This is a genomic window from Flavobacterium aestivum (genome assembly GCF_026870175.2).
In the GTDB taxonomy this organism is placed as follows: domain Bacteria; phylum Bacteroidota; class Bacteroidia; order Flavobacteriales; family Flavobacteriaceae; genus Flavobacterium; species Flavobacterium aestivum.
The window spans coordinates 888138-904638 of record NZ_CP113977.2 but is presented as its reverse complement, the minus strand read 5'-3'; the positions used below and the strand labels follow the sequence as shown (position 1 = coordinate 904638).

The following is a 16501-nucleotide window of genomic DNA, read 5'->3' as shown; positions in this document are numbered from 1 at the left end:
TAATCAGCTTGCATTGATTTTTATAAAAAAAGCCTTCTGTTAAAAAAGAAGGAAGTAATTTTATATTCTGAAATGTAATTTAAGAATAAAACTCTTTTGACTATGACTACTATTAATCGATATCTCATTGGTTTATTTTTAATAACCATTCAAACGTTTGCTCAGCAGAAACAAAGTGCCGCTTTCGAAGTAGTCCCACTGGGCGTTAAAGGTGGAATTGACGAAAAAAATCTTTCGGCCTATTTAGTCGCGCCCATTCACACTCATGATTATATTTGTCTTGATGCTGGAACTTTAAATTCTGGAATTGAGAAAGCAATATCTAATAAAGTCTTTAACGTTTCGGAAAGTGAAGTTTTAAGAAAATACATTAAAGGCTATTTTATTTCTCATGCCCATTTAGATCATATTTCTGGTTTGATTATAAACTCTCCAGCAGATTCATCGAAAACAATTTATGCCACAAAAAAATGCATGGGGACAATCGAGAATCATTATTTCAATGGTGAGGCTTGGGCCAATTTTGGTGACGAAGGCGTGGGATTTAAGTTAAAGAAATATCATTTTCAAACTCTTGCTCCTGAAGAAGATACCAAAATCACCAATACAACAATGACTGTAAAAGCGTTTGCATTAAGTCACGGTAACCCTTTTGAGAGTACTGCTTTTTTAATCCAAAACAACAATGATTATGTCTTGTATTTAGGTGATACAGGTCCTGATTCTGTAGAGAAAAGTGATAAACTAAAACTCTTATGGCAAGCTATTACACCTTTGATTCAAAACAAACAATTAAGAGGTATTTTTATTGAAGTTTCGTTTCCGAATGAACAACCTGATTCTTCATTATTTGGGCATTTAACACCAAATCATTTAATGAAAGAACTTCATGTACTTAACGAATTGACCGGAAATGGAACTTTGAAAAATTGCAAAATTATCATTACCCATTTAAAACCACCAACTCAAAATATTATTAAAATTAAAGAGCAATTACAAAAACAAAATGATCTAGGTTTACAACTCCTATTCCCAGAACAAGGAAAACGTTTTGAATTGTAAAGACACACGCATGTCTTTGCGAGGTACGAAGCAATCTCTCTAGCCTGACCAAGCAAAGAGAATCAATTGGAATCGACATACGACATGAGATCGCTTCGTACCTCGCAAAGACGTAGCATACGCATAATACATTGTATCTACGAAATAGTTACAACTGTTTAAAACTGCGTCTTTGCAGCAAAAACACCTTTGCTGTAAAAAATCTTTACTTTTTTTCTTTTATCAAATAAACATAAACTGGGAAGTGATCACTAAAACCAATTTCGGTAAGCGAATGCCGTAAAGGATATCCTTTGTATTTACCACTTTTTTGTATTAAAAAGGGCTTATTGTAAATTCCAGCTTTCCAATATTGAAAAGAGCTGTAATCCTTTTGCAACAGCGATTCAGAAACCATTACTTGATCAAAAATATCCCAGGAATCGCGAAAAGCAATCGTACCCAATCCTTTATTCGCCATTTCTTCGAATGGGTTGTAAATTCCTAATGGTTTTACTTCTTTTATTTTTCCTTCTGCTCCAAGTGCTCGTTTTACGCTATTATTAAAAGGGCTATCGTTTAAATCTCCCATGGTTATCACTTTGGCATTAGGGTTGATGCGTTGCAAAGAATCTATAATTTTTCTATTCAAAGCTCCCGCTGCTTCTCGAAAAGGACTCGTTTTCTTTTCTCCCCCAGATCGAGACGGCCAATGATTGACAATAATATGAATTTCTTCTCCATTCAAAAAACCCGTTACCAGCAATTGGTCTCTAGTATAAACACGATGATTTTTGGTATTGATTTGTATTACATCTTCGGTTTCTAAATTCTCCGAAGATTCGGCTTTTAAAGTTTCCTTGACAGACTGTTCTCCTTTGTACACATACAACGGAATATTACTATAACTCGTGGGCTGAAACTGTTTCTTTTGATACAATAAGGCTACATCAATACCTCTTTTGTCTGGCGAATCAAAATGAACAATTCCATATTCTTTATTAATCAGTTTGGGTTGCTTGATTAAATCTTCCAATACCGTTCTGTTTTCTATTTCAACACCTCCAATAAATGTTGGAGAATTGGGATTTTCAGAGGTTCCTATTTCAGACAATACCCGAGCCAAATTTTCTAATTTTTGATAGTATTTTTTAGAGTTCCAATGTTGATCTCCCGTTGGTGTCCACTCTTCATCATTGGTAATTGGATCATTAATCGTATCAAAGCAGTTTTCAAAATTGTAAAAGGCAACAGTATGTATCACAAAAGCTTTGGTCTGTGCATTGCTTTTTGAAATTAAAAGAAATAAAATCAGATAAAAACAGGCTTTTTTTAATGCCATCATTAATTCATAATTAGGTTTACATATAGTAAATATAGTAATTTGACTACAATTATTTTCAGTCTTCTAGAAATGTATATCTTTGCTTTAGCCCAAAATTGGCATAACCTTTCATTTTCAAAAAAGTACAGCATGAATACCAATCCATTTTCTTTTATTCAAAAACAATGTGTTTTGTATCTAATGTTATTACTTATTTTTATTTTAAAACCAATAAACAGTCAAGCTCAAACTACTATGATCACACCACCTTATTTACAAAAAGGAGATACCGTTGCTATTGTGGCAACTGCTAGAAAAAACATTGATGACAACCTAAAACCAACCATAGACTTATTGCATTCTTGGGGCTTGGAGGTTGTTATTGGGAGCACCATCGGACTCGATCTAAATCAATTGGCAGGAACTGATGAACAACGTGCAGCCGATTTGCAACACCAGATGGATAACCCAAATATCAAAGCGATTTGGTGTGCTCGCGGAGGCTATGGAACGGTACGAATAATTGATCTATTGGATTTTACCAAGTTCAAACAACACCCAAAATGGATTGTTGGTTTTAGTGATGTTACCGTTTTACACAATCATCTCAATACAATGGGTTACAAATCGATTCATGGAACTATGCCTGTTAGTGTCGAAAGAACTGCTCCAGAATCTATAGCAACTTTGAAAACTGCCTTGTTTGGAGAACATCTAGAATATGAAATTGATCCGTTCCCGATGAATCGTTTTGGGAAAGCTACTGGTGAATTAGTGGGCGGAAATTTGTCTATTTTATATAGTTTAATGGGGTCTAAATCGGCGATTGATTGTACCGATAAAATTTTATTCATAGAAGATCTAGACGAATATCTTTACCACATTGACCGAATGATGATGAACTTAAAGCGTAATGGCTGTCTCGAAAGCATCAAAGGAATTATTGTGGGCGGAATGACCAAAATGAAAGACAATGATATTCCTTGGGGGAAAAATGCACTGGAGATTGTTCAAGATGTCACCCAAAAATACAACATCCCTGTACTTTATAATTTCCCTGCCGGTCATGTACACGATAATCGAGCATTGATTATGGGTAATATAGTGACTATGGATGTGAATGAAAATTGTAATCTTGTGCTTTTTAAAAAGTAAAATTAAATACGCTCTCAAAATCTAAAATCTCTATGGCTGCACACAATGAACTTGGCAAACTTGGAGAAGATTTGGCTGTGGAATATCTCCAAAAAAACGGTTACGATATTCTAGAAACCAATTGGACTTTCCAAAAGGCAGAAATTGATATCATTGCCACAAAAGATGAAGTTCTTGCAATCATAGAAGTAAAAACACGATCATCTCTTGAATTTGGACTGCCACAAGATTTTGTAAAGCCCAAAAAAATTCAACTCTTGGTAAAAGCTGTCGATGCGTATGTAAATACCAAAAATTTAGATATTGATGCCCGTTTTGACATCATTGCCGTACATAAAGAGAGTAATTCCTTTGTAATAGAGCATCTTATGGACGCTTTTTATCATTTTTGATAAAATTTTAACAATGTTATATTTGTAACAAAATGTTTTTAATTATATTTGCAATGATTTTCCCAAATAGATTATAAAAACCCCCTATAATACCTAAAATCTTTATGAAAACAGTATCTTCAATTGTAGAAAATTACATAAAAACCAAACCGTTTTTATTAAACGCATTATCACTCGGCATCATCAACCTGACTTCTTTGTCTCGTAATATTATGATCGAATTAGAAAGTGAATTTGGAAAAGAAGTAAAACAAGGAGCTGTAGTAATGGCTCTAAAAAGATTAACTGAGGAATTAGATTTTAGATTGAATCACAAAATCAATAAAGTAATTAAAAACATTGGGGAGATAACGGTACGATCCGCTTTGACTGACTTTACTTTTGCTGTTTCGGATACCGTATTAAACAAACAAGCTGATTTGATTACAGACATTAATGCATTACCAGACATTTTTTACACCTCATCCAAAGGGGTAAATGAGACCAATATTGTGGTAAGTAATAGTGTAAATTACTTGGTTGAGAAACATTTTGCATCCGAAAAAATGATTCAGAAATTGGACAATTTAGCCTCAATAACAGTAAAATTACCAAAAGAAAATATCACTGTTCCAGGAATTTATTATTTCATTTTTCAGCGATTGGCTTGGGAAGGAATTATAATCAATGAAGTAATTTCGACGTCTAATGAGTTTACTATTTTGGTAAGTGAAAATGAAGTAGATATTGCTTTTAAAGTGATCAAAGATTTGAAAAATTAAGAGTTATACTTTTTCTATATAAAACGAAGCCCAGTGCTTCGTTTTTTTTTTGCACAGATTAAATTGTCTCCCATAGAAAGATTGGTAAATTATAAAAAACCATTTTCTTAATCCCTAAATTTACATTTTAATCATAAAAGATTTCAAAGCAATTTTCTTGAAATAAAAACCCGATTATTTATAAAATACAATTGTATGTTAGCTCCTACTTATCAAACGTTTAAAGATATTGTATCGGCGTCTATTGATCCCAAACGCATTTTGACCAATCCTTTGCAAACGCTTGCTTATGGAACAGATGCCAGCTTTTATAGACTTATTCCCAAAATCGTAATTCTGGTTCACAACGAAACCGAAGTAATCGAGATTATAAAACAAGCCAAATTACTGGATATTGCTCTGACTTTTCGAGCAGCAGGAACTAGTTTGTCGGGGCAAGCTATTACAGATTCTGTATTAGTGGTTGCCACACACGGCTGGAAAAACTTTGAACTTTTAGACAACAATCAGAGAGTAAAACTCGAACCGGGTATTATTGGTGCCAAAGCTAATAATTACTTAGCACCACATGGTTTGAAGATTGGACCTGATCCCGCCTCTATAGGAGCCTGTATGATTGGCGGAATAGTGGCAAATAATGCCAGCGGAATGTGTTGCGGAACAGCGCAAAACTCGTATCAAACTATAGCCGATATCCGAATTGTATTGCATGACGGAACCATCCTTGACACCGCCGATGCTCAAAGTGTTGCCGCTTTCAAGAAAGACCAATCTGCCCTAATTCAGGAAATCGAAAACCTCAGAGATCAGATTAAAAGTAATGAAACGCTTTATCATCAAATTCAAAATAAATTCAAAATAAAAAACACAACGGGGTATAGCATTAATGCTCTAGTTGATTATCAAGACCCTATCGACATCATCAAACATCTGATGGTAGGTTCTGAGGGAACTTTGGCTTTTATTTCGAATGTAACTTTCAAAACGGTTATAGACGAAAAATATAAATCTTGTTCTTTAATCTTTTTCCATACCATTCAAGACGCCTGTAAGGCAACAATTTTACTGAAATCAAGCCCCGTTGCAGCAGTAGAATTATTAGATAGAGAATCTATTCGCTCGGTTGAGAATGACTATGATGCACCCGATTATTTCAAAACTTTACCCGAATCGGCCTGTGCTTTATTAGTAGAATGCAGAGACAATGATTTGAATGTTTTAAAAGAAAAGCAAGATGCAATTCGATTACAGATTCAGTCTATTCCCACTTATACTGATTACGAATTTACGAGCGATCCCAAACAATATTATTTTAACTGGAAAGCCCGAAAAGGATTATTACCAACAGTTGGTGGACTTCGAAAAAACGGAACTACCGTAATTATTGAGGACGTTGCTTTCCCTTTACCTCAACTCGCAGATGCCTGTCTGGAATTGAAAGACTTGTTTAAAAAATACGAATATCATGATGCCGTTTTATTTGGTCATGCTCTAGAAGGAAACCTACATTTTGTGTTCTCACAAGACTTTTCTAACCAAACCGAAGTAGATCGTTACGAAAAACTAATGTCTGAATTGTCCGTTTTGGTCGTCGATCGTTTTAACGGTTCTCTAAAAGCTGAACACGGAACAGGTCGTAATATGGCTCCTTTTGTAGAAAAAGAATGGGGAAGTACAGCTTATGAAATTATGAAACGCATCAAAAATATTTTTGATCCTAATAATAAAATCAATCCTGATGTAATCATCAATCCCGATCCCAAAGCACATCTTAAAAATCTAAAACCATTACCAGAATGCAATGATATTGTTGACAAATGTATGGAGTGTGGTTTTTGTGAGCCGCATTGCGTTTCAGAAGGACTAACTTTATCACCACGACAACGTATTGTGATCGCCCGAGAAATCAGCCGATTAGAAAGTACTAACGAAGACCCACAACGATTGGCCGATATTCGAAAAGATGTTACCTATCAGCTGGACGAAACCTGCGCCACTGATGGACTTTGTGCCTTGGCCTGTCCCGTTCATATCGATACCGGAAAGTTTGTAAAAACTTGGCGTGCTTCACAATTAGATACCGGCAATAAAAAAGTGGCCGCTTACATTGGCTCACACATGGCGGGAACCACAGCATTTATGAGAACCGGATTAAAAATAGTTTCCTTTTTTCACTCTATTTTTGGAACCACTATTATGACAGCCTTGTCTAATCTATCCCATTTTATCACCTTTGGAAAGGTTCCGAAATGGATTCCGGAAATGCCAAAAGGAGCTCATAAAATTAACACGAATCAAAAGCATTTATAATGAATACAACCGCTGATTTAAAAGTTATTTACTTTCCTTCCTGCATCAACAGGAGCATGGGGAAAAACCGTTTCCAAGACTCTGATGATCTACAATTGACCGAACTGACTCATCGTTTATTGGTTCGTGCCGGTTTTACCATAATTTACCCAGAATCCTTAGACACCCATTGTTGTGGTATGCCATTTTCGAGTAAAGGTTTTGCAGAAGCCAATCACGCACAATCCGAAGCATTAGAAAAAGAACTGCTAAAAGCTTCTGAAAATGGGAAATATCCTGTTTTGTATGATATGAGTCCGTGTTTTTACCATTCAAAAGAAGAGTTTTCCAAAACCCTAAAAATCGTGGATCCCATAGAATTCATGTTGGATTATGTGATGCCTCATTTGACTGTAAAAAACAAAAAGGATACAGTAGCCATTTTTCCTGTTTGTTCCGTTAAAAAAATTAGTAAAACAGAACAATTGGAGACCTTGTCTAAACTGTGTGCGGATAAAGTTATCCTTATTGACAGCAATTGTTGCGGTTTTGCTGGAGACAGAGGCTTCCTGATTCCGGAACTAAATGAACATGGATTACGAGAGTTAAAAGCACAAATCCCTACCAACTGCAAAGAAGGCTACTCCACCAGCCGAACCTGCGAAATTGGTTTTGAAAAAATGAGCGGCATCGATTTTAAATCTATTTTTTATTTAATTGATGAAGTAACAAGATAAAAAAAGGATAAAGAGCCAAAAAACTCTTTATCCTTTTCCAATTAATTGTATTACATTAAACTGGTTATCTTTTTTTACTCCCCTCCCAACTTCTGCATCAATTCTAATGCTACTCGAGTCGATTTTACATTATCAAAAGTCAATAACAGTCGTAAACCGGCTGGGGTTTGTTTCTCTTTCATTACACAAATACTGCTGTTGGTTTGTACAAACTGAATCACTTTGTGAAAGCGTGTAGAATGGTAATAATCTGATTGTTGATCTGAGACAAAATAACCAATCATCTTACCTTTTTTCATCACCAATTTTTCGATTCCCACTCTTGTGGCTATCCATTTGATACGAATACTGTTCATTAAAGCATTAGCTCTTGGTGGCATCGGGCCAAAACGGTCTATTAGCTTATTTTGGAAAATGACTAATTCTTCCTCATTTTTCACATCGGCCAACTCATTGTACAAACTCAAGCGCTCCGTGACATTATTGATGTATTCGTCTGAAAATAATAATTCAAAATCAGTATCGATTTGGAGATCTTTTACATATTCCTTCGTCTCGATATTATTCTCTTCTGGGTATAAATCCTTGAATTCGTTCTCCTTCAATTCCTCGATGGCTTCGTTCATGATTTTTTGGTAGGTATCAAAACCTATGTCGTTAATGAAACCACTTTGCTCTCCTCCCAATAAATCTCCCGCTCCACGAATTTCAAGATCTTTCATGGCAATGTTCAAACCGCTACCCAATTCGCTGAATTGTTCCAAAGCTTGAATACGTTTTCTAGCATCTTCGGTCATATGGGAATACGGCGGACAGATGAAATAACAAAATGCTTTCTTGTTACTGCGTCCTACCCGACCTCGCATTTGATGCAAATCAGACAATCCAAAATTATTGGCATTATTAATGAAAATGGTATTTGCATTAGGAACATCCAATCCGCTCTCGATAATGGTGGTTGCTACCAAAACATCAAACTCACCATTCATGAAGCCAAGCATCAATTCCTCGAGTTTGGCACCATCCATTTGTCCATGACCAATTCCTACTCGGGCATTTGGCACCAAACGCTGTATCATTCCGGCAATTTCCTTGATATTTTCAATTCGGTTATTGATAAAGAAAACCTGTCCGTTGCGCTGTATTTCATACGAAATCGCATCACGAATCAACTCTTCGTTAAACCCGACCACATTTGTTTCTATAGGATATCTATTTGGCGGAGGTGTTGTAATTACTGATAAATCTCGGGCTGCCATTAACGAAAACTGTAAGGTTCTCGGGATTGGCGTTGCTGTCAATGTCAAAGTATCAACATTGGCCGCTATGGTTTTAAGTTTATCTTTTACGTTAACCCCAAATTTCTGTTCCTCATCGACAATCAACAATCCTAAGTCTTTGAAAACTACATTTTTGTTGACCAATTGGTGTGTTCCAATAACAATGTCTAGTTTACCCTCAGCGAGTTGTTTTAAGGTTTCTGTTTTTTGTTTGGCGGTTCTAAAACGGTTCAAATAACTAATAGAAACCGGCATATCTTTCAACCTTTCGCTAAAGGTGCGATAATGTTGGTAAGCCAAAATAGTCGTAGGAACCAAAATTGCCACTTGCTTGCTGTTATCTACTGCCTTGAAAGCCGCACGAATAGCCACTTCGGTTTTACCAAATCCCACGTCACCACAAACCAAACGGTCCATAGGGCGCTCACTCTCCATATCGGCTTTGACTTCTTGTGTCGATTTGATTTGGTCCGGTGTGTCCTCGTATATAAAGGAGCTTTCCAGCTCATTTTGCAAATAACTGTCAGGTGCAAACTGAAATCCTTTTTCTAATCGGCGTTTAGCATACAATTGAATCAAATTGAATGCAATATGTTTGACCCTTGCTTTGGTTTTTTGTTTTAAAGCCTTCCAAGCATTCGAACCTAACTTGTAAATTTTAGGTGGCGTTCCGTCTTTTCCGTTGTATTTTGAAATCTTGTGTAATGAGTGAATACTCACATACACGATATCATTATCGGCATAAACCAGTTTAATAGCTTCCTGTGTTTTGCCTTCTACCTGTATTTTTTGTAACCCTCCAAACTTCCCAATTCCGTGATCAATATGTGTTACATAATCACCTACTGACAAAGTGGTCAGTTCCTTTAAGGTTAAATTTTGCTTTTTCGAATAACCGTTTTTGATGCTAAATTTATGATAACGCTCAAAAATTTGATGGTCAGTATAGCAGATTATTTGGTTTTCCTGATCGATGAATCCTTGATACAAAGGCAATACGATAGTTTTGTATTGCTTGCGAATATTCTCCGAATTGGCTTCATCTAACGTTTCGAATATATCGTGAAAACGTTTTGCCTGCGCTTCATTCGAACAAAACAAATAATTTTGATAGCCATTAAAATGATTTTCACTCAAATTATTCAACAACAAATCAAATTGTTTATTGAATGAAGGCTGTGGCTGAATATGAAATTCAAATTTCTTGGTCGTTTTAAAAACTGGCTTTGAATGGAATTCTACAATCGAAAAATCCAACGCTCTTTTTACAAATGCTTTTTGATTCAAGAACAATTGCTCTGGCGTGGCGTGTTTGATATCCTTTGACAATTTCTCAAAAGCTTCTTCGGCTCTGCCAAATTGCTTATCTAATTCGTATAAAAGATTCTCAGTGTTTTGAAAAAACAAAACCGTTCTTTCGGCTATATAATCTAGAAAACTCTCTCTGTTTTCCTGAAAAACTTTATTTTCAACATTAGGAATAATGGTGATTTTTTTTTGTTTTTCTAATGATAGTTGAGTACCCACATCAAAACTACGGATGCTCTCTACTTCATTACCAAAAAACTCAATTCGGTACGGATTGTCATTAGAAAACGAAAACACATCTACAATTCCTCCACGAACAGAGAATTCTCCTGGTTCCGTGATAAAATCTACTCTTTTGAATTCGTATTCAAACAACACTTCGTTTAGAAAATCAATCGAGATTTTATCCCCCAAACTTACTTTCAGAGTGTTTTGGTCCAAATTTTTTCGGGTCACTACTTTTTCAAAAAGTGCCTCTGGATAAGTAACTATGATTGCTGGTTTTTTGCGGGAATTGATTCTATTAAGTACCTCAGCCCTTAGCAAAACATTGGCATTATCCGTTTCCTCTATTTGATACGGACGACGGAAAGAACCGGGGTAAAACAACACATCCTGTTCACCTATCATTTGTTCAAGATCATTCAAATAATAAGCCGCTTCTTCTTTATCATTTAAAACCACCAAAAATGGAAGTTCTGATTTCTTAAAAAGAGATTGAATTACAAAAGAGGCTGCTGATCCCAACAAACCTTCCAATTGCATTTTTACCTGATTATTTTCCTGCAAACGAGCTACAATCTGAGCCGTTTTTGGAGATGAATCATAAACCGAATATATAGTGGCTTTACTCAACGTGTGGTGCGTTTGGATTATTTGGGTTATTAGGATTGTTCGGATTACCTTGAATCTCTGGAGTCCCAGACTGAATGGCTCTTGTGGTGTCCAACATCATTAATAATTCGGACTCTCCAACTTCCATCGGGATTTTGCTTTTCTCTACAATCTTATCCATTTGTCTCTCTAGAGAAACCAACTCAATATTTATTTCTGAAACTAACTTGGTTACTTTTTTATCCGAAACTTTATCCAAATTAATGTACAAATCCAACATCTGTACTTGAGTAATCAGAGTTGCGATTCGGCTTCGTATTTGTGGAGTGTCAAATTGAGCAGGGATATTGTTATTCAAAGCCATCGCTTTGGTCGATAATGCCTTGGCTTTCTTTTGAAAAGCCCCTATTGTTTTCTTTGGTTTGATAGACAATTCATCCATAAAAGCGCGCCATTCGGCCCATTTGGACAAAGTCGCTTCAGAAGTGGAATTGATGGGTTTATCATAAAAATTCCACCCTTTATTAATAGTTGTGAAAATTAATTCTTTCTTTTTGGCATCCCTTAAATTATCGGCAAGACGTTGATCGTCGTCATTTTTACACGAAAACTGCATCAAAAGCACCAAAAAAAGCAGCGTTAATTTATTATTCATTTGTAGCAATTATTTATTTTTAATGGACAAATCCCTTGTAAAGAGATTTAGAATTATCCCTATCCTTCCTAAACTATTTGAAGGACAAAGTTACAAAGTAAATTTACAATAACGAATTTCAGTTTAGGAATAACAATCTTAGCAATCTAATGCATTATTATTTTCAAATTTTCTAAAATTTAACCCATTCTGAAAGAAAAATTCAGCGGTAATTCTATAGAATAACAAACCGGTAGTTAAATTTCCCTATCTAATTACGAAATCATTATATTTGTCTTTAAATTTTTTTAAAATGAATCCAAAAATATTAATTATAGGTGCTTGTGGGCAAATAGGTACCGAATTAACCCACCAACTTAGAGCGCTATACGGAACGGAAAATGTTATTGCTTCCGACATTCGAAAATTGAATACTGATGTTGTCAATTCAGGACCTTTTGAAGTGGTTAATGCTTTAGATTTTAACCAAATCGAAAATTTAGTAGAATCGCACCAAATTACTGATGTATACTTAATGGCTGCTCTACTTTCTGCAACAGCCGAAAAAAATCCAGCTTTTGCATGGGATTTAAATATGAACTCCTTATTTCATGTCTTAAATTTAGCGAAAGCAGGAAAAATAAAAAAAATATTCTGGCCTTCTAGTATAGCCGTTTTTGGACCTACTACACCAAAAGAAAGCACCCCACAATATACTGTAATGGAACCTTCTACCGTATATGGAATCAGCAAACAAGCTGGTGAAAGATGGTGTGAATACTACCATAATGTTTTTGGAGTAGATGTAAGAAGTATTAGATATCCTGGTTTAATCAGTTGGACAACACTTCCTGGCGGAGGAACCACTGACTACGCTGTAGACATATACCACAAAGCTCTTTCTGATAAAAAATACGAATGCTTCTTATCTTCAGAAACCAAAATGCCAATGATGTACATGGATGATGCTATTGCAGCTACCATAAACATTATGAAAGCACCGGTTGAACAAATTAAAATTCGATCTTCCTATAATTTAGCGGCTATGAGTTTTACTCCAACCGAAATTGCTGCCGAAATCAAAAAACATATTCCAGAACTAGAAGTAACCTATGCACCGGACTTCCGTCAAAAAATTGCCGATAGTTGGCCAGCCAGTATTGATGACAGTCGAGCAAGAGAAGATTGGGGCTGGAAACACGAATTTGACTTAGAAATGATGACAGTAGATATGTTGAAGAATCTTTCTAAAAACAATCCTATCTCTATAGAATAAATTCAAAAAAACTGATTACACGCTATTTGGGCGTGCCACCATTAGAAAAAGAGGCCTACCTATCCTGTCGCATATTCGGCCTCTTTCCCTAATGCTGTCAGGCTATCCGCGCTACTTTGGTAGCTAGCTTCTATCCTTCACGCAACCTCGCGTATCTAAAACACATTCATAAATAATATTACACCGATTGTCCTTTTCATTTTTGTTATTATCAACAGGAATTGACAACTCTAATTGGTGATTATTTTTCTTTTATTTGAACTGGACATTACATCTCTTGTGTCAAATACTCCCTATTCAATATTCTTATCAGGTTTCCTTCATTTAAGTACAATAATTATCTTTTAATTTGTATCCATAAATATTTTAAACAAATAGTTTGTGCACAAAATAAAATTAATACTTTTGTTTCATCAAAATTATTGGTTATGATGAATTTTTCAGAACACTTGTGCTTCAAAACGTATGCGGCTTCACGATATATTATTGGTTTGTATAAACCCTTTTTGGATGAAATTTCACTGACTTATCCACAATATTTGGTGATGGTGGTTTTATGGGAAAACGGAAGTATGAATATTAGTAAAATTGGTGAATTTCTTCACTTAGACAACGGAACACTTACTCCCTTGCTCAAAAGAATGGAAAAAAACGGACTTCTAACAAGAGTTCGCAGCTCTGCTGATGAACGAAAAATACTTGTAAGTTTAACAGAAGAAGGAACTGCGCTCAAGGAAAAGGCTAGTCATATCCCCGAAGCCGTTCAGAATTGTATTGGTATTTCAAGCACAAAAAATGCCCAATTATTATCAGTTTTAGACGAATTATTATCAATCCAAACTACTAAGTAATGAAAAAAATAGGAATTGTAGGTTGTGGTTGGCTCGGCTCCAGACTTGCCGAAAAGTTATCCGAAAGATTTGAAATTTATACTACAACAACTACTTCCGATAAAGCAGAAAATTTTCTTTCTAAAGGATTTAATCCAACAATTATTAGCTTTATGGATTATCAGTTATCCAAAAAAATTGAGCAATGGGAAATTGCTCCAGATTTGGATGTAATGATAATTACCGTTCCACTATCTGAAAAAAGTTGTTGCATCAGTTCGTTATACAATAGGGTTCAGAATTTGTCGTCCTTTATTGGTGATTTCAAAGGGCAACTATTCTTGATGAGTTCTACTGGTGTATATCCTGATCTTGCAAAAGAATTTACAGAAAATGATTTGTCATCGGATAATATTTCCGGCGAAAGAATGATAAAAGGAATATATCCGCAAGTCAACATTTTGCGATTGGCAGGATTAATGGGTGATGAACGACTTTTGTGTAATTATGATGTTTCAAATTTAGATCTTTCTGTTAATCATATTCATTACTCAGATATTAGCTCCGTAATTGAAAAAATGATAGAACAGCAATCACAGTCAAAAATTTACAACGTTGTTGCTCCTCTTCATCCTAGTAAAGCCGAAGTTATAAATGCTCAAAAAAATATCCCTCTTTTGGACGAATGTGAACCGAAAGGCAGAATAATTTCATCATCGAAATTAGTTTCAGAACTGGATTTTGTGTTTAAATATCCTGACCCGAGATATTTTCATTTATAGAAGGATTTTTCTAAACAACTAATCTAACAAACACAGGTACACTTACGATAACATATAAAATTTTTCGTAAGTGTACCTGTATTAGCAATTAATTTTTTGCATTGCTATTTACTGCATTTATTTTTTCCTCTATAAAAATAGTTAGGTCTTTTTTTAGAGATTCTGAAATTATTTCATTTTCCACCCAAGTATGCACATTACCCAAATAATACATTCCTAAATAATTAGCAGTTTCTACAAAAGGCATTTCAAATCCTTTTTTTAACTCCGAATCAGAGCCGCAACTTATCATACCCATTGCTTTTCCTTGAAGCTTTTCCCCAATTTCCTTTTCATTTTTTAAACAGTCTGCTATTCGGTCAAAGAAATTTTTCATAATTCCACTCATAGAATACCAATATACTGGAGTTGCAAAAATTATGGTGTCATATTTATTAACTATCTCTTCCATTAAAGGAAGAAAATCATCGTCTTTATTTTTAGAATCATAATCAAATCCACCTATTTGTTTTGATTTCAAATCTATAATGTCAAAACTAGTTTCTTTCTGGACAAAAGAAACAATCTTGTTAGTGTTTCCATTACTTCTTGAACTGCCTTGTATTATTACGCCTTTTAAATTCATCTTTATAGTTTTTAATTACAAGGCAAATCTATTTTGTTTAATCTAGCTTTCAAATAAGGGAAAAATTATGCCCTATTTCAATTTATCTCCAAATTTTGAAAGTTCCTTAAAAACTGGTGAAAGCTGCATTCCTAAAGAGGTAATTGTATATTCTGTTTTTTTAGGGAATTGATCAAAGTCCTTTTTCTCAATTAGTCCATCTTCTATCATTTCGCCTAGCTGTTGTGTTAAGGCTCTTTTTGAAGCTTCTGGTAGTCCTATTTGAATATCTCTTAATCTTATTAAATTATTTTTTAAAAGTTCACTTAATATTGCAGGTTTCCATTTACCAGAAATGATATTTAATGTTTTTTCTATAGAACAATCATTTTTTAGTGGAGTTTTTCGTTCGTACAAAATATTTCTTTTTTAATGGTTTATAACGTTCCTGGGCTTATCATATTTAGGAATTTTTTAAACTGAGAATTTTCTATAGAACCTGTTTTTTTTAAGTTATATCGCTTGGCGTTGTGAGCATTGCCCAAAACAGAGTATTTGAAAATTATCTGCCTAAGTTAAGCACAAATGTAAATAAAAAGAACTAACGTTCAATTAAGCGCGTTAGCTCTCATTACACCACTCGAGGTCGCCAAACTGAGCGAAGCTAAACCACTGTTAATAGTTCATTGTCTCCTCTTATTATTGCCAGAATTTTAAATTGCTTTCTGGACTTTAACCAACTTTATTAATTCTCCCAATCAGGAGTTAATTGTCTAGTTACTATATTTAGTCGAGTAAACATATTCATTACAGAAATGAATAGCACCAAAGCTGCTTTTTCTTTATCTCCAAAATTCTTATCAACCTTGAACCAAAGTTCGTCTGAAACAGATTCATATTTATTCTCCAATTTGGTAATTGCTTCGGCAAGTTCTAGTGCTGCCTGTTCTGATTCATTGAACACTTGTGAATCTCTCCAAGACAATACATGCTCAATTCGGTTTCTTGTTACTGGATTTTCTTTGGCTCTTACTATCGTCTCACCGATACATAATTCGCAGTTGTTTATTTGCCCCACTCTTAAACCAACGTATTCAAGTAATTCAGAAGATATACCACTTTGGTATATTGAACCCATCATTGATTGAATAGCTGGATTTACGCCTAATACTGAGGCCGGATTTTTCATTCTTGATTCCATAATTTTTATCTTTATTTGTTATAACACAAAGATATTTTGGGAATAAAAATTTT

15 protein-coding genes are annotated in these 16501 nt (G+C 34.8%); 9 read left to right on the top strand and 6 right to left on the bottom strand.

Annotated elements, in window-relative coordinates:
• The first annotated feature begins 102 nt into the window (after positions 1-102).
• Positions 103-1062 (top strand): MBL fold metallo-hydrolase, encoded by a 960-nt coding sequence (locus OZP08_RS03935; RefSeq protein WP_281323051.1) that lies wholly within the window; start codon positions 103-105, stop codon positions 1060-1062.
• Between the two features lie 205 nt (positions 1063-1267).
• On the opposite strand, the gene OZP08_RS03930 is transcribed toward OZP08_RS03935, so the two are convergent.
• Positions 1268-2383 (bottom strand): endonuclease/exonuclease/phosphatase family protein, encoded by a 1116-nt coding sequence (locus tag OZP08_RS03930; protein WP_281323595.1) that lies wholly within the window; start codon positions 2381-2383, stop codon positions 1268-1270.
• Between the two features lie 132 nt (positions 2384-2515).
• Here OZP08_RS03930 and OZP08_RS03925 point away from each other — a divergent pair, with 132 nt between their 5' ends.
• From OZP08_RS03925 to OZP08_RS03905, 5 genes are all read left to right on the top strand, one after another.
• Positions 2516-3520 (top strand): S66 peptidase family protein, encoded by a 1005-nt coding sequence (locus tag OZP08_RS03925; protein WP_432419628.1) that lies wholly within the window; start codon positions 2516-2518, stop codon positions 3518-3520.
• Positions 3521-3552: 32 nt separating this feature from the next.
• Positions 3553-3912, top strand: a complete 360-nt coding sequence (locus OZP08_RS03920) for a YraN family protein (protein ID WP_268848439.1) — start codon at positions 3553-3555, stop codon at positions 3910-3912.
• Positions 3913-4016: 104 nt separating this feature from the next.
• On the top strand, positions 4017-4673 hold the full coding sequence (locus OZP08_RS03915; RefSeq protein WP_281323050.1) for an aspartate kinase: 657 nt from the start codon (positions 4017-4019) through the stop codon (positions 4671-4673).
• A 195-nt stretch (positions 4674-4868) separates the two neighbouring features.
• On the top strand, positions 4869-6983 hold the full coding sequence (locus tag OZP08_RS03910) for an FAD-binding and (Fe-S)-binding domain-containing protein (protein WP_281323049.1): 2115 nt from the start codon (positions 4869-4871) through the stop codon (positions 6981-6983).
• Positions 6983-7699, top strand: a complete 717-nt coding sequence (locus OZP08_RS03905) for a heterodisulfide reductase-related iron-sulfur binding cluster (RefSeq protein ID WP_281323048.1) — start codon at positions 6983-6985, stop codon at positions 7697-7699. Before OZP08_RS03910 ends, OZP08_RS03905 begins: the two co-directional genes overlap by 1 nt.
• Positions 7700-7773: 74 nt before the next feature.
• Here OZP08_RS03905 and mfd read toward each other — a convergent pair whose 3' ends face one another.
• Positions 7774-11052 carry a transcription-repair coupling factor gene (mfd, locus tag OZP08_RS03900; protein ID WP_432419635.1) on the bottom strand — a complete coding sequence of 1093 codons (3279 nt, stop codon included), beginning with the start codon at positions 11050-11052 and terminating at the stop codon, positions 7774-7776.
• An 82-nt stretch (positions 11053-11134) separates the two neighbouring features.
• A complete protein-coding gene (locus OZP08_RS03895; protein WP_268848434.1) occupies positions 11135-11776 on the bottom strand; it encodes a hypothetical protein in 642 nt (213 codons plus the stop codon).
• Positions 11777-12068: 292 nt separating this feature from the next.
• Between OZP08_RS03895 and OZP08_RS03890 the strand changes: the two genes are divergently transcribed.
• From OZP08_RS03890 to OZP08_RS03880, 3 genes are all read left to right on the top strand, one after another.
• Positions 12069-13031, top strand: coding sequence for an L-threonine 3-dehydrogenase (locus OZP08_RS03890; RefSeq protein ID WP_281323046.1), 963 nt, complete (start codon positions 12069-12071; stop codon positions 13029-13031).
• Between the two features lie 428 nt (positions 13032-13459).
• Positions 13460-13882, top strand: coding sequence for a MarR family winged helix-turn-helix transcriptional regulator (locus tag OZP08_RS03885; RefSeq protein ID WP_268848433.1), 423 nt, complete (start codon positions 13460-13462; stop codon positions 13880-13882).
• A complete protein-coding gene (locus OZP08_RS03880) occupies positions 13882-14643 on the top strand; it encodes a Rossmann-fold NAD(P)-binding domain-containing protein (protein WP_281323045.1) in 762 nt (253 codons plus the stop codon). The genes OZP08_RS03885 and OZP08_RS03880 overlap by 1 nt, the downstream gene beginning before the upstream one ends.
• 88 nt (positions 14644-14731) lie before the next feature.
• On the opposite strand, the gene OZP08_RS03875 is transcribed toward OZP08_RS03880, so the two are convergent.
• The 3 genes from OZP08_RS03875 to OZP08_RS03865 all read right to left on the bottom strand — a co-directional run bounded on the left by OZP08_RS03875 (position 14732) and on the right by OZP08_RS03865 (position 16448).
• Positions 14732-15268: a flavodoxin family protein gene (locus tag OZP08_RS03875; protein ID WP_268848430.1), complete on the bottom strand. Its 537-nt coding sequence runs from the start codon at positions 15266-15268 to the stop codon at positions 14732-14734.
• A gap of 72 nt (positions 15269-15340) precedes the next feature.
• Positions 15341-15664, bottom strand: coding sequence for a winged helix-turn-helix transcriptional regulator (locus OZP08_RS03870; protein ID WP_268848429.1), 324 nt, complete (start codon positions 15662-15664; stop codon positions 15341-15343).
• Between the two features lie 328 nt (positions 15665-15992).
• Entirely contained in the window at positions 15993-16448 is a 456-nt protein-coding gene (locus OZP08_RS03865) for a carboxymuconolactone decarboxylase family protein (RefSeq protein ID WP_281323044.1), read from the bottom strand.
• Between the last annotated feature and the right edge of the window lie 53 nt (positions 16449-16501).